At 62.3% G+C, this 24,792-nt stretch carries 22 protein-coding genes; 16 read left to right on the forward strand and 6 right to left on the reverse strand.

The genetic code is table 11. The annotated features are described in order from the left end of the window. Positions 1-182 precede the first annotated feature (182 nt). The 13 genes from ACFPQ5_RS11410 to ACFPQ5_RS11470 all read left to right on the forward strand — a co-directional run bounded on the left by ACFPQ5_RS11410 (position 183) and on the right by ACFPQ5_RS11470 (position 11,899). Positions 183-1,025, forward strand: coding sequence for an urease accessory protein UreD (locus tag ACFPQ5_RS11410; protein ID WP_379755163.1), 843 nt, complete (start codon positions 183-185; stop codon positions 1,023-1,025). A 20-nt stretch (positions 1,026-1,045) separates the two neighbouring features. Next, a complete protein-coding gene (locus ACFPQ5_RS11415; RefSeq protein WP_379755166.1) occupies positions 1,046-1,348 on the forward strand; it encodes an urease subunit gamma in 303 nt (100 codons plus the stop codon). 10 nt (positions 1,349-1,358) lie between these two features. Beyond that, positions 1,359-1,679, forward strand: a complete 321-nt coding sequence (locus tag ACFPQ5_RS11420) for an urease subunit beta (protein WP_379755169.1) — start codon at positions 1,359-1,361, stop codon at positions 1,677-1,679. 1 nt (position 1,680) lies between these two features. After that, positions 1,681-3,396, forward strand: coding sequence for an urease subunit alpha (ureC, locus tag ACFPQ5_RS11425; RefSeq protein ID WP_379755172.1), 1,716 nt, complete (start codon positions 1,681-1,683; stop codon positions 3,394-3,396). 9 nt (positions 3,397-3,405) lie between these two features. Then, complete coding sequence (gene ureE, locus ACFPQ5_RS11430) at positions 3,406-3,924, forward strand: urease accessory protein UreE (protein ID WP_379755175.1); 519 nt, start codon at positions 3,406-3,408, stop codon at positions 3,922-3,924. Beyond that, positions 3,921-4,583, forward strand: a complete 663-nt coding sequence (locus ACFPQ5_RS11435) for an urease accessory protein UreF (protein ID WP_379755177.1) — start codon at positions 3,921-3,923, stop codon at positions 4,581-4,583. Before ureE ends, ACFPQ5_RS11435 begins: the two co-directional genes overlap by 4 nt. Positions 4,584-4,600: 17 nt before the next feature. Continuing rightward, positions 4,601-5,233 carry an urease accessory protein UreG gene (ureG, locus tag ACFPQ5_RS11440; RefSeq protein ID WP_379755180.1) on the forward strand — a complete coding sequence of 211 codons (633 nt, stop codon included), beginning with the start codon at positions 4,601-4,603 and terminating at the stop codon, positions 5,231-5,233. After that, on the forward strand, positions 5,230-5,766 hold the full coding sequence (locus ACFPQ5_RS11445) for a HupE/UreJ family protein (RefSeq protein ID WP_379755183.1): 537 nt from the start codon (positions 5,230-5,232) through the stop codon (positions 5,764-5,766). The genes ureG and ACFPQ5_RS11445 overlap by 4 nt, the downstream gene beginning before the upstream one ends. A 167-nt stretch (positions 5,767-5,933) precedes the next feature. Further along, entirely contained in the window at positions 5,934-8,339 is a 2,406-nt protein-coding gene (locus ACFPQ5_RS11450; protein ID WP_379755186.1) for a DNA polymerase II, read from the forward strand. A gap of 104 nt (positions 8,340-8,443) precedes the next feature. After that, complete coding sequence (locus tag ACFPQ5_RS11455; protein WP_379755188.1) at positions 8,444-9,034, forward strand: HD domain-containing protein; 591 nt, start codon at positions 8,444-8,446, stop codon at positions 9,032-9,034. Between the two features lie 23 nt (positions 9,035-9,057). Further along, positions 9,058-9,816 (forward strand): class II aldolase/adducin family protein, encoded by a 759-nt coding sequence (locus tag ACFPQ5_RS11460; RefSeq protein WP_379755191.1) that lies wholly within the window; start codon positions 9,058-9,060, stop codon positions 9,814-9,816. Between the two features lie 43 nt (positions 9,817-9,859). Then, a complete protein-coding gene (locus tag ACFPQ5_RS11465; protein ID WP_379755194.1) occupies positions 9,860-10,741 on the forward strand; it encodes a bile acid:sodium symporter family protein in 882 nt (293 codons plus the stop codon). Positions 10,742-10,777: 36 nt separating this feature from the next. Beyond that, positions 10,778-11,899: a zinc-binding dehydrogenase gene (locus ACFPQ5_RS11470; protein WP_379755197.1), complete on the forward strand. Its 1,122-nt coding sequence runs from the start codon at positions 10,778-10,780 to the stop codon at positions 11,897-11,899. Positions 11,900-11,912: 13 nt separating this feature from the next. Here the strand turns inward: ACFPQ5_RS11470 and ACFPQ5_RS11475 are convergent, their stop codons facing one another. After that, positions 11,913-14,129, reverse strand: a complete 2,217-nt coding sequence (locus tag ACFPQ5_RS11475; RefSeq protein ID WP_379755200.1) for a molybdopterin-dependent oxidoreductase — start codon at positions 14,127-14,129, stop codon at positions 11,913-11,915. 221 nt (positions 14,130-14,350) lie between these two features. Here ACFPQ5_RS11475 and ACFPQ5_RS11480 point away from each other — a divergent pair, with 221 nt between their 5' ends. The 3 genes from ACFPQ5_RS11480 (at position 14,351) to ACFPQ5_RS11490 (ending at position 16,498) form a co-directional block, all read left to right on the forward strand. Then, on the forward strand, positions 14,351-14,662 hold the full coding sequence (locus ACFPQ5_RS11480) for a hypothetical protein (protein WP_379755203.1): 312 nt from the start codon (positions 14,351-14,353) through the stop codon (positions 14,660-14,662). 318 nt (positions 14,663-14,980) lie between these two features. Continuing rightward, positions 14,981-16,132 carry a sensor histidine kinase gene (locus ACFPQ5_RS11485; protein ID WP_379755206.1) on the forward strand — a complete coding sequence of 384 codons (1,152 nt, stop codon included), beginning with the start codon at positions 14,981-14,983 and terminating at the stop codon, positions 16,130-16,132. Between the two features lie 111 nt (positions 16,133-16,243). Then, the gene (locus ACFPQ5_RS11490) at positions 16,244-16,498 is read left to right on the forward strand and encodes a hypothetical protein (RefSeq protein ID WP_379755209.1); all 255 of its coding nucleotides are present in this window, start codon (positions 16,244-16,246) and stop codon (positions 16,496-16,498) included. A gap of 4 nt (positions 16,499-16,502) precedes the next feature. On the opposite strand, the gene ACFPQ5_RS11495 is transcribed toward ACFPQ5_RS11490, so the two are convergent. The 5 genes from ACFPQ5_RS11495 to ACFPQ5_RS11515 form a co-directional block, all read right to left on the reverse strand. Further along, positions 16,503-18,470 (reverse strand): peptidase U32 family protein, encoded by a 1,968-nt coding sequence (locus tag ACFPQ5_RS11495; protein ID WP_379755212.1) that lies wholly within the window; start codon positions 18,468-18,470, stop codon positions 16,503-16,505. A gap of 593 nt (positions 18,471-19,063) precedes the next feature. Continuing rightward, a complete protein-coding gene (locus ACFPQ5_RS11500; protein ID WP_379755215.1) occupies positions 19,064-20,104 on the reverse strand; it encodes a RelA/SpoT domain-containing protein in 1,041 nt (346 codons plus the stop codon). Positions 20,105-20,427: 323 nt separating this feature from the next. Further along, on the reverse strand, positions 20,428-21,930 hold the full coding sequence (locus tag ACFPQ5_RS11505; RefSeq protein WP_379755218.1) for an AAA family ATPase: 1,503 nt from the start codon (positions 21,928-21,930) through the stop codon (positions 20,428-20,430). Further along, entirely contained in the window at positions 21,927-22,949 is a 1,023-nt protein-coding gene (locus tag ACFPQ5_RS11510) for a reverse transcriptase domain-containing protein (RefSeq protein ID WP_379755221.1), read from the reverse strand. Before ACFPQ5_RS11510 ends, ACFPQ5_RS11505 begins: the two co-directional genes overlap by 4 nt. A 542-nt stretch (positions 22,950-23,491) precedes the next feature. Then, entirely contained in the window at positions 23,492-24,277 is a 786-nt protein-coding gene (locus ACFPQ5_RS11515; protein ID WP_379755225.1) for a hypothetical protein, read from the reverse strand. Between the last annotated feature and the right edge of the window lie 515 nt (positions 24,278-24,792).

The following is a 24,792-nucleotide window of genomic DNA, read 5'->3' on the forward strand; positions in this document are numbered from 1 at the left end:
GCGGGCATGCATGAAAGCGGTGCGCTGCCGCCAGGACGGCGCACCAAAACAGCCCGCTTTCTCCTCTTCCCGCCCGATCCGCCCGGACCGGGTGCACCGGGCCGCGTCGGCGCCGCGGCGCTGCACTACGACGAAACGCCCATCCTCCCGTCAGTGGCACGGAAAGTGCTAAGCATGAACACATGCGCGACGAACCGACCCACCACATCGACTCCCCTGCCGGCTGGCTGGCCAGGCTGGAACTGGAGCTGGCCTTCCAGGGCGGCGCCAGCGTGGTGGTGCGCAAGCGCCACCAGGGTCCGCTGCGGGTGCAAAAGCCGCTCTATCCGGAAGGCGCCCAGACCGCGCATGCGATCCTGGTGCACCCGCCGGGCGGCATCCGCGCCGGCGACCGGCTCGAGATCGAGACCCGGGTCGGGCCGGCGGCGCATGCCTTCCTGACTTCCCCGGGCGCGGCCAAATGGTACCGGGGCGATGACGGCCCGGCGCAGCAGTCGGTATGGCTGTCGGCCGGCAGTGGCGCCGCGCTCGAATGGATGCCGCAGGAGACGATCTACTTCGACGGCGCGCGCGCGGTGCAGCGCCATACCGTGCACCTGGGCGCCGGCGCCCGCTACATCGGCTGCGAGGTGATGTGCTTCGGCCGCCAGGCCAGCGGCGAGCGCTTCGAACGCGGCCAGCTGCGACTGCATTCCGAGATCTGGCGCGGCAGCGAGCTGCTGTGGTACGAGCAGGCGCGCATCGACGCCGGTTCGGAAGCGCTCGCCGGTCCCTTCGGGCTCGATGGCGCGACGGTCTGCGCCACGCTCACCGCGGCCGGACCCGCGCTGCCGGCCGCATTGCAGGCGCAGATCCGCGCACTCGACCCGCTGCTCGCCGCCAGCCAGCTCAAATCCGTTTTCATCGCGCGCCTGCTGTGCAGCGACAGCGAGCGTGCGCGCCGCGTGATGACGCGCGCCTGGCAGCTGCTGCGGCCGCACCTGCTCGGCCGCCCCGCGCATCATCCCCGCATCTGGGCCACCTGACTTACCTGCATCGTGCCGCCATGGACCTGACACCGAGAGAAAAAGACAAGCTGCTGATCTTCACCGCCGCCCTGCTGGCCGAGCGGCGCCGGGCGCGCGGGCTGAAGCTCAATTACCCGGAGTCGGTGGCGCTGATCTCGGCCGCCATCATGGAGGGCGCGCGCGATGGCCGCAGCGTTGCGGAGCTGATGTACGAAGGCACGCAGATCCTCGCGCGCGGCGACGTGATGGAGGGCGTGCCGGAGATGATTCCCGACATCCAGGTCGAAGCCACTTTTCCGGACGGGACCAAGCTGGTCACCGTCCACCACCCGATCATGTAAGGAGCACGCCATGATCCCCGGTGAATACCTGCTGCGCGCCGAGGACATCGTCCTCAATGCCGGCCGCCCCACCCTCACGCTACGCGTGGCCAACAGCGGCGACCGCCCGGTGCAGGTCGGCTCGCATTTTCATTTCGCCGAAGTCAACGCGGCGCTGCAGTTCGACCGGGCGGCCGCCCACGGCATGCGCCTGAACATCGCCGCCGGCACCGCCGTGCGCTTCGAGCCGGGCCAGCACCGCACGGTCGAACTGGTGGCGCTCGGCGGCGCGCGCGCAGTCTACGGCTTCAATGGCCAGGTAATGGGCGCGCTGCCGCCCCTGGAGAACTGAGATGGCGAGCATCACGCGGCAAGCCTATGCCGAGATGTACGGCCCCACCGTGGGCGACCGCATCCGCCTGGCCGATACCGGGCTGTTCATCGAAATCGAGCACGACTACGCCGCCGCCCACTACGGCGAGGAAGTCAAGTTCGGCGGCGGCAAGGTGATCCGCGACGGCATGGGCCAGTCGCAAGGGCTGCATGCGCAGGTCATGGACACCGTCATCACGAATGCCGTGATCGTCGATCACTGGGGCATCGTCAAGGCCGATATCGGGCTCAAGGACGGGCGAATCGCGGCCATCGGCAAGGCCGGCAATCCCGACATTCAGCCCGGCGTGACGATGAGCATCGGCGCGGCCACCGAGATCATCGCGGGCGAAGGCAATATCGTCACGGCGGGCGGCGTCGACACCCACATCCATTTCATCTGTCCGCAGCAGATCGAGGAAGCGCTGACCAGCGGCGTGACGACCATGATCGGCGGCGGCACCGGGCCGGCGGTGGGCACGGCGGCCACCACCTGCACGCCCGGCCCCTGGCATATCCATTCCATGCTGATGGCGGCCGACGCCTTTCCGATGAACCTGGGCTTCCTGGGCAAGGGCAACGTCAGCCTGCCGGGGCCGATCGAGGAACAGATCCGGGCCGGGGTGGTCGGCCTGAAGCTGCACGAGGACTGGGGCAGCACGCCCCAGGCCATCGACAACTGCCTGGCCGTTGCCGAGCGCTTCGACGTGCAGGTGGCGCTGCATTCGGACACGCTCAACGAGGCAGGGTACCTGGGGAGCACGCTGGGCGCGTTCAAGGGCCGCACCATCCATACCTTCCATACCGAAGGCGCGGGCGGCGGCCACGCACCGGACATCATCGCGGCCGTCGGCGAAACCAACGTGCTGCCCTCCTCGACCAACCCGACCCGCCCTTACACGGTGAACACGCTCGACGAGCACCTGGACATGCTGATGGTCTGCCACCACCTCGACGCGTCCATCGCGGAGGACGTGGCCTTCGCCGAGTCGCGCATCCGGCGCGAGACCATCGCCGCCGAAGACATCCTCCACGACCTGGGCGCGATCTCGATGATGTCCTCCGACTCGCAGGCGATGGGCCGCGTGGGCGAAGTGATCATGCGTACCTGGCAGACCGCGCACAAGATGAAAGTCCAGCGCGGCCACCTGGCGGAGCCGGGCGCACAGGAAGCCACCCATGACAACTTCCGGGTCAAGCGCTACATCGCCAAGTACACGATCAACCCCGCGATCACCCACGGCATCGCCCACGTCGTCGGCTCGATCGAGGCAGGCAAGCTGGCCGACCTGGTGCTGTGGAAGCCGGCCTTCTTCGGCGCCAAGCCTTCGATGATCCTCAAGGCCGGCATGATCGCGATGGCGCAGATGGGCGACCCGAATGCGTCGATCCCGACGCCGCAGCCGGTACACTACCGGCCCATGTTCGGCTCCTTCGGCGGCGCACTGAAGAAGTCCGTCACCTTCGTTTCGCAGGCGGCCTTCGACGACGGCATCGCCGAGCGGCTGCAACTGGCCAAGACCGTGCTGCCGATCCGCGCCACGCGCGGCCTGTCCAAGCCGGACATGATCCACAACGGCGCCACGCCGGTCATGCAGGTCGACCCGGAAACCTACGACGTGCGTGCCGACGGCGAACTCCTGCGCTGCGAACCGGCCACCGCGCTGCCGCTGGCGCAGCGCTATTTTCTGTTTTGAGGAGCTTTCATGCTGACCCTGCATACCCGTCTGGAGCGGGCCGACCGGATCGACGATGAAGCCGTACTGGCCTACGACCAGCGCGAGCGCTGCCGCCTGCGCCTGACGCTCGCATCGGGCGCGACGGCGGCGCTGTTCCTGCCGCGCGGCTCGGTGCTGCGCGACGGCGACCTGCTCACCGGGCCGGAAGGCGCGGTGGTGCGCATCCGCGCGGCGCTGGAAGCGACCTACCGCGTCAGTGCACAGGATGCACAGGCCCTGGTGCGCTGCGCTTTCCACCTCGGGAACCGCCACGGCCAGGTGCAGATCGGCGCCGACCATCTGCGCATCCGTGCCGATCCGGTGCTGCGCGAGATGCTGGCCGGCCTGGGCGCGACCGTGTTCGAACAGCAGGCGCCGTTTCACCCGGAACCCGGCGCCTACGGCGGCGGCCATGGCCACGGCCACGATCACGAACCGCGCCACCTGCTCGCGCCCGTCCCGCTGCGCCAGAAGATCCACCGTCCCGGCGACGCGGAGCGCGCGTGAACGCGGCCGCCCTGCTGCACCTCCTGCAGCTGGCCAGCCCGTCGCTGCCGGTCGGCGCCTACAGCTATTCGCAGGGACTCGAACCCGCCATCGAACGAGGTCTTGTCGGCTGCGCGGATAGCGCCGCGCGCTACCTGGCGCGCCAACTGGCCGACGTGCTGGGCCCATGGGACGGCGCCGTCTTCTGGCGCCTGCTGGCCGCCTGCGCCGATGGCGACAGCGCCGCATTCGAACGGTGGAATGCGCGCTACCTCGCCTCGCGCGAAAGCGCGGAGCTGCGTGCGGAAACGGTGCAGATGGGCTTTTCGCTGACGCGCCTGCTGATCGAACTGCAGCTGCTGCCGGCGGCCGCGATGCGCGACACCTGCCTGCCCGCCGCGCTGGCGCAAGCCGTGCATGCGCTGGGGGTGCCGCATGAGGAAGCCCTGCTGGCGATGCTGTTCTCGTGGGCCGAGAACCAGGTGCTGGTGTGCGTGAAATCGATTCCGCTCGGCCAGGTGGCCGGGCAGCGCCTGCTGCTCGGGTTGCGGCCGGCGATCGAGCGGGCGGCCGCGCAGGCGCGCGCGCTGCCTGACGACGACTTATCGAGCTGGGCGCCGGGACTGGCCCGGCTGTCCATGTACCACGAAGTCCAGAGCGGCCGGCTGTACCGGTCGTGATCATGAAAGGAGAGAGCATGCAATCGAATCCCCTGCGCGTGGGCATCGGCGGCCCGGTCGGATCGGGCAAGACGGCGCTGTGCGAGCAGCTCTGCAAGGCGATGCGCGACCGCCACGACATGGCCGTCATCACCAACGACATCTACACCCGCGAAGACATGGAGATCCTGCTGCGCGCCGGGGCGCTGCCGCCCGAGCGCCTGATGGGGGTCGAGACCGGAGGCTGCCCGCACACGGCCATCCGCGAGGACGCTTCCATCAACCTGGAAGCCATCGCCCGACTGCAGGCGGACTTCCCCGACCTCGAGCTGATCCTGGTCGAGTCGGGCGGCGACAACCTGGCGGCCACCTTCAGCCCCGAACTGTCGGACCTGACGCTGTACGTCATCGACGTGGCGGGCGGCGAAAAGATCCCGCGCAAGGGCGGGCCCGGCATCACGCGCTCGGACCTCCTCATCATCAACAAGACCGACCTGGCGCCGCACGTGGGAGCCGATCTCGGCATCATGGCCCTCGATGCGCGCCGCCAGCGCGGCGACCGGCCTTTTGTCTTTACCAACCTGCGCACCGGCGCCGGCGTGGACGAGGTGACCGCCTTCATCCGCGAACAGGGCCTGCTGGACGCGGCACGACTGGAGCACTCGACATGAAACAGCGCACGCAATATGCAAGCACCCTGATCCTCCTCCTGTGCGCGGGCAGCGCCTGGGCGCACCCGGGCCACGCCGGCGGCGGCTTCGCCAGCGGCCTGGTCCACCCGCTGCTCGGGCTGGACCACTGGCTGGCCATGCTGGGGCTGGGCCTGTGGAGCGCCGCGGCCCGGGTCCCGCGCGCGGCACTGGCCACGGTGTGCATCAGCCTGGCGGTGGGCGCCTTCGCGCCGCTGGCGCTGCCCGCGGTGGAGCCGCTGCTGGCGGCCAGCGTGCTGGTGGCAGGCCTGATGGGCCTTGGCGCCAAACGGCTGCCCGCAGTCCTGGGCCTGGTTCTGGCCGGCGCGTTCAGCATCGTGCACGGCAACGCCCACGGACGGGAAATGGCCGGTTTCGTGGCCGCCGCCGGCGCCATCGCCACCAGCATGGCGCTGATGGCCCTGGGCTGGATCGCCGCAAGGAGTGTACGCGTGCAGAAGCTGGCGCCGGCGCTGGTCGCGCTGGCCGGCGCCGGCATGCTGGGCTTCGCCTGACAGGCAAACACGCAGGCATCCCGCCGCCTGCGCCAAAAAAAGGGACCGATATCGCCTACGCGCGGTTTCGGTCCCTGTGATTCGATTTACATATCACTCTACTCTCCCTCGCATTTGATACACTGCCGCCTTTGCCGCGGTGGAGCGCACCGCCCCACGTAGAATCCATGAGTGACACAGCAAGACAGGGCTTCCTGCTGACCCGCCACTGGCGCGATGCCGACATCCAGTGCGGCGATGGGATCGGCGGCGTCGAGGTCGAGCTCTGGCTCGCCACCGACGACGGTCCCTGCCGCCTGCGCCTGCCGGCGGCGGAGGCGGTCGCTTTTATCCCGGCCGAGCAGGAGGCGGCGGCGCGGAGCCTGCTGCAGCGCGAACGCGGTGTCGACTTACGTCCGCTGGCCTTGTGCGACTTCCGCGGGCGTCCTGTGCTCGGACTGTACTGCCGCCACTACCGCCATCTGCTGCGGCTGGAGAAACGCCTGCGCGAGCACGGGATCGACGTCTACGAGGCCGACATCCGCCCGCCCGAGCGCTACCTGATGGAGCGCTTCATCATGGCGCCGGTGACGTTTACGGGCACGCCGGCCCCTGGCGACCCCGCACTGCTGCTGGACGCACACCTGAAACCGGCGCCGGACTACCGCCCGCGGCTGCGCACCGTCTCGCTCGACATCGAAACCACCATGCAGGGCGAGTTGCGCTCGATCGGCCTGGAAGGCTGCGGCCAGCGCCAGGTGTACATGCTGGGGCCGCCGAACGGCGATCCGACGGGGCTCGACTTCGACCTCGAGTATGTCGACACGCGCCTGGCCTTGCTCGAGAAGCTGGAAGCGTGGATGGTGCGCCACGATCCGGACGCGATCATCGGCTGGAGCGTGATCGGCTTCGACCTGCGCGTGCTGCAGGAGCACGCCGAACGCCTGCGGCATCCGCTGCGCATCGGCCGCGGCGGCGCGTCGATGGAGTGGCGCACCAATGCCAAGGCGAGCACGGAACGCGAGGCGCGCTATTTCGCATGCCTGCCGGGCCGGCTGGTCATCGCCGGCATCGAGGCGCTGCGTTCGGCTACCTGGAGCTTCCCTTCGTTCAGCCTGGAGCACGTGGCGCAAAGCCTCCTCGGCGAGGCTAAATCGATCGACAATCCCTACGACCGCATGGCCTCCATCGACCGCATGTTCGCGCAGGACAAGCCGGCCCTGGCGCGCTATAACCTGAAGGACTGCGAACTGGTCACCCGCATCTTCGAGAAGACCGGCCTGATGGCCTTCCTGCTGGAGCGCGCCAGCGTCACCGGCCTGGCGGCGGACCGCAGCGGCGGATCGGTCGCCGCGTTCGAGCACGCCTACATTCCGCTGATGCACCGCCTCGGCAGGGTCGCGCCCAACATCGGCGACGTGCCCGGTGCGGACAGCCCGGGCGGCTTCGTGATGGATTCGCGCTCGGGCCTCTACGATTCGGTGCTGGTGCTCGACTACAAAAGCCTCTACCCGTCGATCATCCGCAGCTTCCTGATCGATCCGGTGGGGCTGGTCGCAGGGCTGGAGGAGCCCGAGCTCGAGACCGTGCCGGGCTTTCGCGGCGCGCGCTTTTCGCGCACCCGGCACTGCCTGCCCGGCATCGTCACGCGCGTGTGGGAGGGCCGGGAGGCGGCCAAACGCGCCGGCAACCAGCCGCTGTCGCAGGCGCTGAAGATCATCATGAACGCGATGTACGGCGTGCTCGGGACCACCGGCTGCCGCTTCTTCGATGCGCGGCTGGCTTCCTCGATCACCATGCGCGGCCACGAGATCATGCACCGCACGCGCGCGCTGATCGAGGCGCGCGGCTACCAGGTCATCTATGGCGACACCGACTCCACTTTCGTGTGGCTCGGCGCGGCCCACTCCGACGCCGACGCGCTGCGCATCGGCAGCGAACTGGTCGAGCACGTCAACGGCTGGTGGCGCACGCAGCTGCGCGAGGAGCTCGGGCTCGAGAGTGCGCTCGAGCTGGAGGTCGACACCCATTTCCGGCGCTTCCTGATGCCGACCGTGCGCGGCTCCGACGAGGGCAGCAAGAAGCGCTATGCCGGCCTGGCCGGCACGCCCGGCGGCGGCGAGGAAATCGTCTACAAGGGCCTGGAGACGGTGCGCACCGACTGGACGCCGCTGGCGCAGCAGTTCCAGCAGGGCCTGTACGGCCGCATCTTCCGGCGCGAACCCTACGAGGATTACGTGCGCGACTACGTGGCGCGCACCCTGCGGGGGGGCTTCGACGAGCTGCTCGTCTACCGCAAGCGCCTGCGCCGGCCCTTGCAGGAATACGAGCGCAACGTGCCGCCCCACGTGCGCGCCGCCCGCATCGCCGACGAGTTCCATATCGCCCTGGGCCGAGGCGCGCAATACCGCAACGGCGGCTGGATCCGCTACCTGATGACGACCGCCGGTCCTGAACCGATGGAAGCGGTACGGTCGCCGATCGACTACGAACACTACCTGGTCAAGCAGCTGGAACCCGTCGCCGACGGTATCCTGCCCTTTGTCGGCGACAGTTTCGCGCGCCTCACCAGTCCGCAGGGCGCGTTGTTCTGACGCCGTTCACGATAAAAAAATAACATCTGAAAACGCTACTTGTCATATTATCGTTGCAGGACCGTCACGGTTCTTTTCAAAACAAGAATCAGGAGACTTCAACGATGAACGTGCGTGCAAGTTTCAGCAACATGAAGGACAGTACCCGCGAGGACTGGCAGCTGATCGGCCAGGAATTCGTGCCCTATTCGAAAGCCCTGCCCGACCGCATCATGGCCCACCTCAGGATCCTCGAGGGCGACTATGGCGGCTTCCCGGTCGACCGCTATGCGCATTCGCTGCAAACCGCGACCCGCGCCCTGCGCGATGGGCGCGACGAGGAATACGTGATCTGCGCCCTGCTGCACGATATCGGCGACACGCTCGGCAGCTTCAACCACCCCGATATCGCCGCGGCCATCCTGAAACCTTTCGTCAGCGAGGAAAACCACTGGATGGTGCAGAACCACGGCATCTTCCAGGGCTACCACTTCTTCCATCACCTGGGCCTCGATCGCGACATGCGCGAGCAGTTCGCCGGCCACGCCCTGTACGGCTACACGGCCGAATTCTGCGACCTGTACGACGCGCCGGCCTTCGACAAGCATGCGGAAACGCTGCCGCTCGCCGAATTCGAGCCGATGCTGCGCCGCGTGTTCGCCAGGCCGAAGCGCAGCATCTACAGCCCGGCCAAGCCCGCCGAACAGAGCGCCTGACCCCACTCATCGAAGGAACCGCCATGCACATCCCCTCCATGAAAGACCAGGTCAGCGCCGAGGAATGGCAGCTGCGCTGCGACCTGGCCGCCTGCTACCGGCTCGTCGCGATGTACGGCTGGAGCGACCTGATCTTCACGCACATCAGCGCCCGCATCCCCGGGCCCGAGCACCACTTCCTGATCAACCCCTACGGCATGATGTTCGACGAGATCACGGCGTCCTCCCTGATCAAGGTCGACCAGGACGGCAACAAGCTGTCCGAGTCGGCGCTGCCGGTCAACCGCGCCGGCTTCGTGATCCACAGCGCCATCCACGCCGTGCGCGAGAACGCGGGCTGCGTGATCCACACCCATACCCGCGCGGGCGTGGCCGTCAGCGCCCAGAAGGACGGCGTGCTGCCGATCTCCCAGCAATCGATGTTCGTGCTCGCCTCGCTGGCCTACCACGACTACGAAGGCGTCGCCCTGCACGACGCCGAGAAGCCGCGCCTGCAGGACGACCTCGGCACGTCGAACTTCCTCATGCTGCGCAACCACGGCCTGCTGACGGTCGGCCCGAGCATCGCCGACGCCTTCCTGTCGATGTACATCTTCGAGAGCGCCTGCCAGATCCAGCTGGCGGCACAGTCGGGCGGCGGCGAACTGCGCATGATCGCGCCGGAGATCCTGAGCAGCACCGCCGAATCGATGAAGGTGCAGACCTCGGGCCAGGGCGGCGCCTTCGCGTGGCCTGCGCTGCTGCGCAAGCTGGACCGCGCCGACGCAAGCTACAGGAGCTGAGCTGAGCTGATCCATCCCGAAAATAAATAAAAAGGAGACATGCATGAACGGTTTCATCACGCTGTTGCCAACCCTGCTGATCGGCGCCCTGGCCCTGATCATGTTCGGGCTCGGCCTGTCGCTCACCGTCGGCGACTTCCGCCGCCTGCTCGGGCATCCCAAGCCGGTGCTGCTGGCGCTCGTCCTGCAGGCCCTGGTGCTGCCCGCGGTCTGCTACGGCCTGATCGTCGCGCTGGACGTGTCGCCGGTGTACGCGGTCGGCCTGATGCTGCTTGCCGCCTCGCCGGGCGGCGTATCGGCCAACCTGTACAGCCATCTGTTCGGCGGCAACGTAGCGATGAACATCTCGCTCACCGCCATCAACACGGTGCTGTCGATCGTCAGCCTGCCCCTGATCGGCAACTTCGCGATCAATACCTTCGCCAGGACCGGCCAGGTCGTGCCCATGCAGACCGGTAAGGTGATCGAGGTGATCGTGATCGTGCTGGTGCCGGTCTTGATCGGCATGTTCGTGAAGAGCCGGGCGCCGGGCTTTGCCGCCCGCTCGGAAAAGCCGATGAAGATCTTTTCGATGGTGGTGCTGGCCGCGCTGGCGCTGATCGCCATGGCCAAGGAGTGGAACGCGCTGAGCACCTCCTTCGCCTCGATCGGCCTGGCCGTCATCGCCTTCAACGCCCTCAGCCTGGGACTGGGCTACTACGTCCCGCGCATGATGGGGCTGGACAAGCCGAATGCGATCGCGATCGGCTACGAAATCGGCATCCATAACTCGACGCTGGCGATTTTTGTCGCGGTATCGGTGCTGGGCGACTTCCAGCTGATGGTACCGGCGGCGATCTATTCGGCCAGCATGTACGTGCTGGCGACGGCCTTTGGCTTCCTCGTGCTCGGCAGGCAGCCGGCCGCAGTACCGGCGCGGGCCTGATCCCTACAACAAGGACAAGAAAAGGAGCAAGCGTCAATGACAGATACGAAATACCAGCGTGCGAAAGCCGTCATAAGCCGCGCCGCCGGCGCGCCGGTCGTGGTCGAGGAGATCGAAGTCGAGTTCCCGCGCCGCGGCGAAGTGATGATCAGAATGGCGGCTTGCGGCGTCTGCCACAGCGACCTTTCCGCCACCAACGGCACCATCCCGATGCCGGCGCCGCTCGTGCTGGGCCACGAGGGTGCGGGCGTCGTCGTGGCGCTCGGCGAGGGCGTGACCGGGTTCGCGCTGGGCGACCACGTCCTCAGTTCCTTCGTGAGCATGTGCGGCAAATGCCGCTATTGCCAGACCGGCCGCCCGCAGCTGTGCGACCAGGCGGCCAAGGCCGCGATCTCCCTGCCCGACGGCAGCGTGCGCACGCGCGGCCTCGACGGCCAGCCGCTGCACGTGTTCTCGGGCTGCGGCGTGATGGCCGAATACGCCACCATGCACGTCGATAACGTCGTCCGGATCGACGCCGACGTGCCGCTCGACCGCGCCTGCCTGGTCGGCTGCGGCGTCATGACCGGCGTAGGCGCGGCGGTGAATACGGCGAAGGTCGAAGCCGGGTCGATCGCGGTCGTCTTCGGTTGCGGCGGCGTGGGCCTGAACGCGATCCAGGGCTGCCGCATCGCCGGCGCCGCGATGATCGTCGCCGTCGACATGTCCGACGCCAAGCTCGAACTCGCGAGGGAATTCGGCGCCACCCACACCCTGAACGCCGCCACGCCCGACCTGGTGAAGGCCGTGCGCAAGCTGACCGGCGGCGGCGCCGACTATGCCTTCGAATGCGTCGGCAAGGGCGACATCGTGGCCCAGGCCTACGGCGTGCTGGCCAAGGGCGGCAAGGCGATGGCGGTGGGCGTGGCGGCGCCGAAGGACAGCACCACGATCCGCACCGGCAGCCTGACCTTCGACGAAAAGACCCTGACCGGCAGCTACTTCGGTTCGGCCCGGCCGCGCCAGGACTTCCCGCGCCTGCTCGCCCTGTATCGCGACAAGCGGCTCAAGCTGGACGAACTGGTCACCCGCCGCTACCGCATCGAGGAGGCCCCGCAGGCCTTCGCCGACCTGGCCGAGGGACGCAATGCGCGCGGCGTGATCGTGTTCGGCGAATAGGGCCCCGGGCGCTTCAGAGAGGCGCCATCTCCACCGCGACGCCGGACAGGACCGCGTTACCCGACAGGGGGTCGCGCAGGTTCTCGTCCAGCAGCGCGTTCAGGTTGACGCCGGGCCGTTCGGCCGCCACGCCGAGGCGGACGCCGGCCAGGTCGTGGCCCCAGCCATGCGGCAGGCTGACCACGCCGGGCATCATCTCCTCGCTCACTTCCACCTGCACGTCGATGCGCCGGTCTCCGTTGCGCAGTTGCGCCATGCCGCCGTCGACCAGGCCGAGCCGGGCCGCGTCGCCCGGGTGCACCAGCGCCGTGCAGCGGTAGGCGCCCTTGGCCAGTACCGGCAGGTTGTGCATCCAGCTGTTGTTCGAGCGCAGCTGGCGCCTGCCGATGACGACCAGGTCCGGCGCCGGCGCCGCCAGGTCGGCCGCAACCCTCGCCAGGTCGTCGATCAGCATCGGCGGGGCCAGTTCGATCTTGCCCGACGGCGTGCGCAAGGCTTCGGGAATGCGCCGGCTCATCGGTCCCAGGTCGATGCCCGACGGAGCCTGCCTGATTTTCTCGAGCGTGAGCCCGCCGGGCACCCGGCCGAAGCCGTCGCCGTAAGGGCCGGTGCGCAGGCCCAGGTCGAGCAGGCGCTGCGGACCGCGCTGCGGCGCCAGCGCCGCCATCACCTGCGCGCCTGCCGCACCGAAGCCCTTCTCCAGTTCCTGTTCCAGCAAGGCGTCGTCCAGGGCCCCGATGTTGGCCCGGGCGCCCCGCCCCTGCACGATCGCGGCGATGCGCAGCAAGCTCTCCCACTCGTCCGGCTGGCCGGGCTGGCGCGGCAGCACCGGCTCGCTATAGCGCGCGTGATTCCGGTGCGAGAACTGGGTGAAGGTGACGTCGTAATGGGCGTCTTCCAGCGGCGACGGCCCGGGCAGGATCACGTCGGCGTGGCGCGAGGTTTCGTTGAGATAGATGTCGAGGCTGACCATGAACTCCAGCCCGTCCAGCGCGGCGGCCAGGCGCGGGCCGTTGGGAGCCGAGAGCACCGGGTTGCCGGCGATCGCGATCAATGCCTTGATCTGCCCCGGGCCGGGCGTATCGATCTCCTCGGCCAGGCAGGTGATCGGCAGCTCGCCCGCTACCTCCACCGCGCCCGATACGCGCGAGCGATGGCGGCCGCTGACCACGCCGCGGCCGGCGCCCGGCTTGCCGCGCGTGTTGGCGCCGAATGCCGCGGCCTTGGGGAACATGGCGCCGCCCTCCTCGTCCAGGTGGCCGGTCAGCACATTGATCACGTCGATCAGCCACGAACACAGGGTGCCGAACTGCTGGGTGCAGGTGCCGATGCGGCCATAGATGGCGGCGCGCGGCGTGGCGGCGAGGGTACGGGCCAGGCCGCGGATGGTGGCCGCATCGATGCCGCAGCGCGCGGCCACGCGTTCGGGCGCATAGTCCTGCACCGCGGCGGCGAGCTCCTCGAAGCCGTTGCAGTGCGCGGCCAGCCGGCCCGGGCGCACCAGCCCTTCCTCGAAGAGCGCCTGCACCATGCCGAGCAGGAAGAAGACGTCGGCGCCGGGACGGATGAAATGGTGGGCATCGGCCACCTCGGCGGTCTCGCTGCGGCGCGGGTCCACGACGACCATCCTGCCGCCACGCGCGCGCAATGCCTTGGCCTTGCCGCGGAAGTCCGGCACGGTCCACAGGCTGCCGTTCGATACCATCGGGTTGGCGCCGAGGACCAGCAGGAAGTCGCAGCGTTCGATATCGGGGACGGGGACGGACAGCCAGGTGCCGAACATGAGGCCGCTTGACAGCATCTTGGGCACCTGGTCCACGCTCGATGCCGAGAACATGTTGCGGGTACCCAGCGCCTTGGCCAGGCGCGGGAAGTAGAGCATCAGGCTCATCTTGTGCGAAGTCGGATTGCCCAGGACGGTCGCCACCGCGTCGGGCCCGCCTGCCGCGATGATCGGCGGCAGGCGCCGCTCGATTTCCGCGTAGGCCTCCTCCCAGCTGGCTTCGACAAATTTGCCATCGCGCTTGATAAGGGGCACGCGCAGGCGGTCGGGGTCCTCGTGCAGGTCCTTGAGGCCGACGGCCTTGGGGCACAGGAAGCCCTTCGAGAACACATCATTCTGGTCGCCGCGAATGCGGACGACGCGCCCCTCCTCCACGTCCAGTTCAAGGCCGCAACTGGCCTCGCAGAAGGGACAGATACGGTAGGCGACTGCTGTCGGACTTGTCATGGCGACCCCTGGTGAAGGAAAAGCGAACGATCGTTCGATTGTGCTCAGGGGTGGTGCGAATGTCAAGCAGCCGCTGAAGGGAGGGTCGATGCCGCCATCCAAGTCCGTGCTGCAGCCCGTCGTATGCCCAAAGGAAATATCTCACATCACTACAAAGAATTGGCGCTCGATGGTGCGCTGCACAATAATTCAGCATCCACACCGATATCGAAAGACTGATCATGAAGAAATCGATCGCACTTCTGTGCTTCGCGCTCTGCACCGGCGCCGCTTCCGCCGCCCAGGCAGCGGACAATGGCGACGCCTTCTGCACCCAACTCTCGTCCGACATCGCTGCCCGCAGCGCCCTCTTCGCGAAGGTCGCCGGCGCTGCGCCGGCGCTGGCCGACACCACGCCGTCGACCGATGCTGCCGCGCTGCAACGCATTCACGACAAGGAAGTTGCGCTGCAAAACATTGCCAATGAAATCTGGTCGCTGCGTGCGCGTATGGCCTACCACGATTGCAGCCAGGCCAGGACCTTCGCTTACTGAGCGGTGCGCTGAGACCACAGCAGCCCTGGCGGACGCTGCGGCCCACTCCTTGAATCCGTCGATTTACAGGAGTGGTGCGGATGAGCCTGCCCCACCGGCTTCACGCTGCGTCCGTTCCCTATTTCATAGGTAGGGACCGTGGCACCCCCGCTACACTCGGCCGTTTTCGGCAAGGCAGGCGCTACCGGCCATTCCTCTTGTTCTCATCCATATCTATAATGGAGATCGGCAGTTCTGCCAGATTTTCCATTGATGTCGACGACAGCATCGCTCGCCGGGGCCGTGGCGGCATAGCCATCCTACGTTCGAAAAATCAGCATGACACTGGCTACTGACCAACTCCCCGACAGCGGCTGCCTGTCCCCGACCGCGCAACAATTCGTCTCGATCCGCGACGCGGTCATGGAGCACTGGGAACGGCAGGTGCGCGAGCGCGTGGACGGCGCACGCCAGCTGTTGCGCCCGGTGCTGACGAATACCCTCCCCGCCTTTCTCGACAATATCGCGGAGGCCCTGAGCCCGGACCATCCGCGCGAACAGGGCGCGAGCGGATCGAATTCGGCAAGCGCCCACGGCGACGAACGCGCGCGCATGACCCCGTACGGGCCCGACCAGGTGATCCACGAATACCAGATCCTGCGCGAGTCCATCGCGGTGGTGGCCAAGGGGCGCGTGGACCTGGACGAAGCCGACTGGCTGATCATCGAGCGCTCGATCGACGCGGCCATGCGCGAAGCCGTTCGCTCCTTCACGCGCATCCATGAAGACCTGCGCCACAAGGTGGCCGCCGCCCTCTCCCACGACATGCGCACGCCGCTGTCGGTGGTCGCCAACGGCGCCCACGTGCTCGGCATGACCTCCGACCTGTCGAAGGTGCGCGCCGTCGCTTCCCGGATCGGCAGCAACGCGGACCGGCTCGAGAACATGATCGCGGAACTGCTCGACGCCCTCACCTACCAGGGCGCGGCGAAGATTCCCCTGCACCTGACTCGCTTCGACATCCTCGACCTGATGCAGGAAGCAGCGGTGGAGTATGTCCAGGACGGCGACCAGGACGTCGCCATCGAACTGTCGGGCGAATCCGTCGTGGGCTACTGGTGCCGCGCCTCGATGCGGCGTGCGCTGGAAAACCTGATCAACAACGCCATCAAGTACGGCGACCGCCATACCGTCAAGGTCGTGGCGCACCAGACCCGCGGCCGCCTGATGCTCAGCGTGCACAACGAGGGCAACCCGATTCCCGCCGAGCAGCACGAGCGCATCTTCGACTACCTGCGGCGCGAAGCGGGACCGCTGTCGGCGACGGGCTGGGGTATCGGCCTGCCGTTCGTGAAAGCCGTCGGCGAAAGCCATGGCGGCAGCGTCGTCGTGGACAGCTCGCCGGAGCTCGGCACCACCTTCCTCATCGACGTGCCGGTCGACTGCCGGCCCTTCGTCGGCCAGCCGGGAGAGCAGCTGGCCGCGTCGTAAGCGGCGACGGCATATGACGCCGATCATGCCGGACCGCCGGCGCCATGTCATACATGCGTACAGCGCGCGATCATCCGCGCGCCATCCTGTCACTCCTGTGCGGAGGCAAAAATGGACTACGCAAAACTGCTGTTTGCCGTCGAGGTAAGGAAACTAGCCATCAGCATGCACCAGAGCGCCCGCGCCGAATTCATCCAGTCCGGCCCGAGAAGCTTCGACGATGTCGCAACCTATGATGCCAAACATTGCCTGACGTCTTACGTCAGCAAGGCGCTGGCCGAGATCGAACTGACGGCCTATCACATGGAACACCCGACCGCATACCGAGCGGGTCACCCACTGCTGACGGTTCCCGACAAGGGCTGACGCTTCACCCAGGCCGGCGCCGGTGGAAGGTCAGCGGGCTGTACGATACGGCCGACGGCGGCGGCATGCGCAGGATGCCGGGCTTCATGGCCCCGACGACGTGCATCTCGCAAGGCTTGCAGTCGAAGCGCAGCGTGTAGGTGTCCTCGCCCGTACTCAAGGTCATCGGCTCGGCCTTCACCTGCCCCTGCACACCCTGCACGCCCTTGGCCTGTTTCGGGCACAGGTTGAACGAGAAGCGCAGGCAGTGCTTGGTGATCATCAGCGACACCTCGCCCGCTTCCTCGTGCGCCTCGTAGGCCGCGTCGATCAGGCCCACGCCGTGCTTGTGGTAGAAGGCGCGCGCCTTTTCGTTGTAGACGTTGGCGAGATACGACAGCTGGGTCGAAGGATAAACAGCAGGCGGCTCGACCGGCGCCTTGCGCTCCGGACGTTCCCACACGGCCAGGCGCGCCGCCTCGTGCGCCGCCACGGCATCGCGCCGCAGCGCATTGATGACGCCCGCGGGCACGAACCACGGCTGCGACAACTCCAGCGCGATCCCATCGGCTTCGAACATCGTGTTGCCCAGCTTGGTCAGGCTGGTGCGCAGCGACGCATCGGCCTGTTCGGCGTTGTGAGCCGGCTGCAGCGCCAGCTGCGCGGTCGTCGTCGTTTCGATGCCGTCCTCGTCGCGCAAGGTCAGCTTGAGGCCGCCCTCACGCTCCGACAGCGTCAGGTGCAGCGCCACCTTGCGGTCGGCCGAGCGTTTCGTCAGCGCCGCTTCCCACTGGTGGTCGCGATTGCGGTGGACCTGCTTGCCGGCTTTCAGGCCGGGCAGGCTGCTCACGGGCTCGTTCGGGAACACGCGCCAACGCTGGCCCTCCTCGCTCTCGCCCAGCTTCTGCACCGTGTTGGCCCCGATCCCGACGCTCTCGCGCTTGTTCATGTAGTTCAGGCCGTCGCCGTTGGCCAGCGGCGTATCGGTCATCATCTCGAAGTGGTCTGCGCCAACCTTGGTCACGGTGCCGACCTCCACGCCCAGGTACTTCGGCGAATCGAAGGCGCCGATGTCGTCCTGGCGCCCCGTGGCGAAATAGTCGGTGTGGCCACGGTTGAAATTCTTGTCGACGTCCGGCGTGAAGAATATCTGCGTGTGCCCGCTGGCGGCCCGAACGAAACCCGCGCGGCGCTCCAGGATCTCGTCGAGCAGCAGGCGATAGTGGGCCGTGATGTTCTTCACGTAGCCCATGTCCTTGTAGCGGCCCTCGATCTTGAACGAGCGGATGCCGGCGTCGATCAACGCTTCCAGGTTGCGGCTCTGATCATTGTCCTTCATCGACAGCAGGTGCTTGTCGAAAGCGACGACGCCGCCCTTGTTATCCGTCAGCGTATAAGGCAGCCGGCAGGCCTGGGAACAGTCGCCGCGGTTGGCGCTGCGGCCCGTGTCCGCATGCGAGATATAGCACTGCCCGGAAAACGCGACGCACAGGGCGCCATGGATGAAGTATTCGAGCGGCGTGTCCACCTGCGCGCGGATCTTGCGGATCTGCTCGATCGTCAGCTCGCGCGCCAGCACCAGCTGGGAGAAACCGACGTCACCCAGGAACTTCGCTTTCTCCACCGTGCGGATGTCGCACTGCGTGCTGGCGTGCAGCTGGATCGGCGGCAGGTCGAGCTCCAGCAGCCCCATGTCCTGGACGATCAGCGCATCGACGCCCGCCTCGTACAGCTGCCAGACCTGCTTGCGCGCCAGATCGAGCTCGGCGTCGTGCATGATCGTGTTCATCGTAACGAAAATGCGGGCGCGGTAGCGGTGCGCGAACTGCACCAGGCTGGCGATCTCTTCCAGGGAGTTGCTGGCATTGTGGCGGGCACCGAAGGCCGGGCCGCCGATATAGACGGCGTCGGCGCCATGTAGGATCGCCTCGCGGCCGATCTCGGCGGTTTTGGCGGGGGACAGCAGTTCGAGCTGGTGGTCTAGTAGAGACATTGGGGTGTTCCTCGTCGACGAAGGCTTGGATTATAGCGATCCGGGCAGCGCATGTCATGGTTGCGGGGCCGTAGGGAGCGTCTTCGAATGTGAGACGTCAGCACGTAGCGCGCTTCGCTGCCGAGCTGGTTTGCACTTTGGCGAATACGCTGTCGGTTACGAGCGCGTCTTCATGCCCCAGTTACGGACCAATTACTCCGACCGGCGCACAAGCTCGCGTCGGTGACAGCGATGCAAACGAGATTGCGACTAAATCTTCGGAATGAGAATTACCGAATGCGCATCGATTGTCTAACGGAAAAAGCTACGGGCGTGGCTGTATCTAAATGTCATGCCTAACACCTTGGCGGCTCAGTAATGACAAATCTTGGGATTAAACCTTATACCCAACCTGCGGTCGGCGCTCAATCTGAATGGCTAACTTAACGTCCGAAGCTAACCCCAACCCCGGAATAATGGTAACTGCAGCCCGTGTATATTAGACCTCAATTCGGTTAATGTATCAGGGCTGCTTCGCGTGCTCACAGCTTTGCATTGACAATAATCGAGGAAGTACCGCTCGGCTCACACCCAATTTCGCCCAACAGCTTCAGTCACCGACCTTCCCACCATTTACGACGCGAAGCGGGGCCTTTAGACGGCGGTGGCTTCTTCAGGAGACGAGGTTTCCACACATCGCTAATTTTCTTAGTCTTCGTAAGTTTGGTACAGCCAATGTCAACCAGTTTTATAAAATCGCGAGCGTCTGAAAAGTAGTTTTTGAATGCTAGCCGAACCTCATCCCCGGTCTCGGCCCTGACTAATACAATGTCCCATTCTGGGTGGTTGTTCTCTAACTGAAAAAGCGCGCGTAAGGCGTCAGGCGCATCTCGATAGGCCTGTGCTTCCACAGGTTCGCCGTCTTTAAAAATAAGAATCGTGTTTTTGTTTTTCGTCTCAAAGAGATCAGATGTATTTAATCCACGAAGCATTCTCAAAAGACCAATTTCCTTATCAAGCGTTAGAAACTGCTCGACCAGATCTCGATTATCCAACTCCGGAAACGGTCCAAACATTCCTTCATGCGCGCGAGCGAGTATTTCGCTGGATAGCGCCATGGCGTGCTCAATTTTCTTATCGCCTCGCCCAAACTTGGGCTCATTCTCCGTCACATGTCCGATAACCTCATTGGCCGTGCTCCACGAATGCTGAACGCGTGTCCTGTACTGTATCTCAACATACAAACCGGTCAATCGCTTCCCAACCGCAGAATTCACGTCATACTCATAGACATCATGTATGCCACGATATCCAGTGGGTTTAGGACTCGCGATATAATTATATTTGTCGACGTCATTCCTGCGTTTATGGCGAAATCTAGCGTTATGAAAACTCTCACGAAATTCGTGAAGCTCTTCGATCGTCCTAAAGATGAGCCTGCAACCTGCCACGTCATCCATTCGACTCAAATTCATTCGTTGCTGACGTGCCAGCTTGTCGAATACTGTTCGCTTCCTTTTGTGGCGTTGAGCAACAATAATATCTCTACCACGTGCACGCTTATGCAAAATCGCCTGAAAGGTATTTAGCACTGCGCGGTGCGCCGCACGCCATTCATCTATGACCCAATAATCCTCCTCGGATGCGCTGCCCATACGAACGTTCTCTCCGGCCTTATTTACTCTAGACTTAGACCCGCCTGGGAACATGACTTCTACGTTTTCTGAACGCACCATTTCTCACTTTATAGTTTTCAGTTGAAAGAAAAAGAGTCCTGCTCGGAGCTCGACTTCATCATTACGCTGCGTCGCCCAAGAAGGACCGAGGAAGGGTCACTCTGCCCTTTAGTCCGCGTCTGAAAACCAGATCTGCCCCTGGCCCGTTCCTTGGGTCGGCCTGGCGCTGAGCTTCCCGTTGATGGACGCGATGCGTAGTCTAATTGCTGGTTTCGCGCAAAAGCAAATTGATCATTGGCGCACTAAGATAAAAAATTCTCTATGTCACTTTGAAGCTTCGTTATCTGATTTCCGTTCTTCTTTACGATAAAGCCAAAAATTTCAGAACTAGCATATATCTTGTTATCTATTAGGTGCTTGTACAATCGCTTCCCGGCAAATTTAAAATCCTTCTCCGAGGCAGGGAGTCCTCGCGCCACAGTAACTTTCCGCCGCAAAAGTGGACGCTTTCTGAATATTAGTAGGAAACTAAAAAAAGCTAAAGCAAACGGATTTTTCCTTGCAACAAAGGAATTCTTTTGCAAGTAAGCCAGAAGACGCTCATGGTCCTCTATCAAGGCCTGGAATTTTTTAATATCCCAAAACTCCCCCAAGAGACATCTAGACAACAGCTCCTTCTCGATACTTTCCACCGGAATACAAAATACATTTAGATCTCTGGCGTGGCGCTTATTGCGTTGATCACCGTCTAGCACAACGATTACGTCCTGCGCCTCCTTCGAAAAGAATTTCTCTGTTGCATTGCGTTGCATGAGACTCGTTGTGTTAGTTCCGCCACCAACGAAGATCGTCTTAAACTGAAAAAATGACGGTTTGCAGAACTTGAGGATAAAGAAATCCAGAAACTCTTTTAAAACCGTGTCTTCTGTAAGGATATATTTATCCCAACCAGTGAAGCCAAACAACGTGCTTTTGATGTAAGCGTACGACCTGGGCTCAATGGTTGTGGCACCGCTACCGACTGTGGCCATGTAATACAGCTCATCGGAACTGAGCATCCTCATCATAGCTAACGAATGCGTAGTGAAAACGAAAGTTGTTTTGTACTTATAATGAAACTTCCGCAACCACTCAACCAATCTGACCTGAGCTGCCGCGTCAAGGGATATATCGATTTCGTCGATGAATATCGCCGAATAACCGGCTGTTATCCGGCGGTACAAATTTATGAGAAAGTATTCGCCCGAGCTGAAATAATCTTCGCGCAAATAGTAGCTGTCGGGGAATGCTATTACGTAATATGGAACGCTTTTTACGTTCACTTGCACGAGATCGTTGAACTTCTGAGTTTCATAAACATTCGACAGGAATTCAATTAACTCAACAGGTCGACTGAAGCGCTGCATAACAATTTGGCTTCGTATTGCCGTATCCATTTCGCGAATCTGCTCAAAGAAATTGAATCGATCGCCATGTGGAATCGGCAGTTCTACCGAGATAGCGCGGCGTAATCTGTACGGCACTACATCCCTCGATTCTAATTTCCTTTTTTCGCTATCATATTTGAATACTACATTTGTTCCGTCGACACGGTAACTAATACTGCTGCCCTCGCGAAAGATTCGGCTTGCACTAGTCTTTACAAATGTGTCCGCACTGATTAAGTTCTTGATCACCTTTACTAAGGTTGTTTTGCCAGAACCGTTTCGTCCAGCAATACAAACAATCGGTCGATCAGAAAGGTCAACGCTGTATGCAAGATTTCGTATTTGCTGCACATTGTTGATAGATATCTCTAGCTTCATTTTCTCTTGGCGAAGCCTTTATGGATTAGCGAATCAATGGTTGTAGTTCCAAATTTTTTCCTGAGCTTATCAGTGTAATCCTTATCAATGGAATCAACATAGTTCAAGTGCCCACTTAGAAAATCTTCGTAGTCATCCTCACTAAGATTAGGCTTCTTTTTTTCCATGAGCGAACGGAATCGAGCACGATCAGTAGAATAATAGTGAAGCATAACTTCGAGATCTGTTTTCCTTCTTGTGTCTGGACTGATTTTTCCGTTTGGCAATATCATCATTCCTAACAGAGAAATGCGGCCACCAACTTTGAAAAAACGTGTTTTCGCTCGATTAATGTCGAGCCTTGGGGAAACCAGCTCACGCAAATTCCGCGCAATCACATCGACGATATTGAATATCTCGTCGGGGCTTTGTGCCGATACGATGATGTCGTCAGAATATCTTGAGTAAACGAGTTCATGCTCATCGCAATATTTTTCGAGAGCGTTATCGAAATCAAATAGAACGCAATTACTCAATGGCGCCGATGCCGGGAAACCGATTGGCAACGAGTCATCAATACAAATCATTTCGATAATCCGATCAATATATTTTTCTATATCGGAAATCGGCGAATACTTTGCACCTTCGCATATTATGCGACGCGTCAACGACTGGTCTATTGAGCCGAAGAACGACACTATATCGGTCTGAAAAAAATGTCGACCTCTTTGATGTTTCTCGACGGCGTTTAGTGGGCCAACGCCTTTTCGGTACGAAAAAACAACGCGCTCATTAACTGGTAAGAATTCGATTAAAAAAAGATTCAGAAATCGATGAAATTCCTTAAACTTGTCTTTAGGTTTTAAAATTCTACGTTTCCCGTTTCCGCCTTCTGAAATCACTTCGTAGTTCTGGGCCAACGGACTTGTCAGAAACTCATCAAATACAAGCTTCCCATGGTACATCGCATCGAATAATTCCTGGAGCGGCTTTTTTGTCATTTTGCAATTTTTTTCAAGAGGAGTGAGAAGCGAGGTCATAACAACTATGTTGCATCTCCAACCGATGTATTGTAATATGGTTGCATGTCAGTGACTAGGAGCATCTCCGGTCGAAAAGCTGACCTCTACCCCGTCTGATTCTACCTTTTCGGTTGCGTGGCTTGACACTAGCCAAGCCACGCAATAGTAGATCTCATTTAGGCATCCCCTCTTCTTGCTCTCCCCTACCGGTTCGATCACATCCCGATAATCATGCTTCGGCTGGGCAGCTTGGTCTTAGTCAGCTTGCCGACTTCGATCTGGGACACTTTGACAAACTCACCGCCGATGTTGTTGAGTCTCTGCTTCGAGTCACTCGCGGTGGGCACGACACGGTGAAATTGCTTTTTCATATCAATGTATAAAACATTGATGCAAGTGCTCGTTGAGCCCCGGTTGCCAAGATCAATCAGGCTCTTCGTTTAACTTACCCCAGGACCGTGCCCCAACGTCAGTCCTAACCTCTCGCCTGACTCGCTCACCCATCTCGGCGATCAGCTACTTATGGCGGAAATATACAAACTCTCCGGACACCGTTATTCTTACCCCATAGCAAGGATTTCTGAGAACTTGAGCGCGAATGGCTTTCGTATGAAGTGATATTGGGGTACTCGAATTAGGCGCTCTTGCTGCCGGCGTACGCACTCCGTGCCCACCCTGCTGGCTACGAGTACGTCAGCCCTGCTAGCGGACGCGTGCCCAATGCCAGCCACGTAGTCAGCCAGTAGCAGTAAAGGGTCTTGCTGCTCGGTCATTAGTCGCACGTCCACAAAGTTGCGCCTAATGCCCAGCGATTCGGTCAGCAGTTGTTGTCCGTTCATGCGTTCCCAAATACTCTTGAAGACGGCAACATTGTCGACCCCATCGATCTCGTCATCGAGAACTAGAATTTCAGCCGTGGAGAGACCCCGCTGCCGAGCCGCAGAGCGCACCACGTTTCCGCTTTTGATTGCCATTGCGCACGCTAAGGTCGTCGACCTACCGAACATAAGGCACTTGATTTGGTACGGCGCTTTAATGAAGCTGATCTTACCGCGCGTCTCCGCCCGCATGTGAAATGCCTCCGCCCAAAAAGTGTCCCACGCAGGAGCAGTTTTCTCGACTGAATAGACACCCACACCAAGAGCTTCCCGAAGCACAACGTCTACAACGAGGCGCACGTCTTCGTCCGTAGCGTTTCGCCACTTCGGCAGTTCCTTAGGCACCTGTTTCCGAATATGGTCGAGCGCCCCTCCTGGTAAACAAATGGCAGCTGCGGTGATCCGATCAGCTTCTCGCGCGTCTTGGCTGATTCTGCCGGCAATGTCAACGAACGTGGTAAGTTTCATGCCCTGCCCTCTCTTAGGTTGAGTGTGCTGGCAAAAGAACGAAAGATGTGCTCAATAATTTAACCCGCATACGTATGATGTCCAACTATGTCACTTTGAACAAGTCAATTTCGCAAGTGCAAAAGTATACGTCTAGGCATAGAATATCGGTTTCGCTTTGCGAGGCTTCCTAAAGAACATCGATGACGTTCGATTCTACGGTTTTAGTGTTTTTGCTTGGCATTCCTGTTGCATTGATTTCGGCCGCATATCTTCGACCAGAGACCTATGACGACCTTATGGAACCGGTGCTTAAATTGGTAAGCAGACTCTGTTACGTGGTCGGTTTACGGTCGGCATGACCTCATTATTTTTACGCGAAGCGATCACATTCTGCATAGCAGAGGACAAAATTGCCCAGGCGGGAAACGTATTCAGCAATTATCAAACCGGAGGATGGCTGACCTTCGGGCTTGGAGCCAGTTTGGCGGGATTGGATATTGCACTGACGGTAGTAGCCGCAAAGAGCAGAGCGC

This window comes from Massilia suwonensis (assembly GCF_042655665.1).
GTDB classification, from domain to species: Bacteria; Pseudomonadota; Gammaproteobacteria; order Burkholderiales; family Burkholderiaceae_D; genus Telluria; species Telluria suwonensis.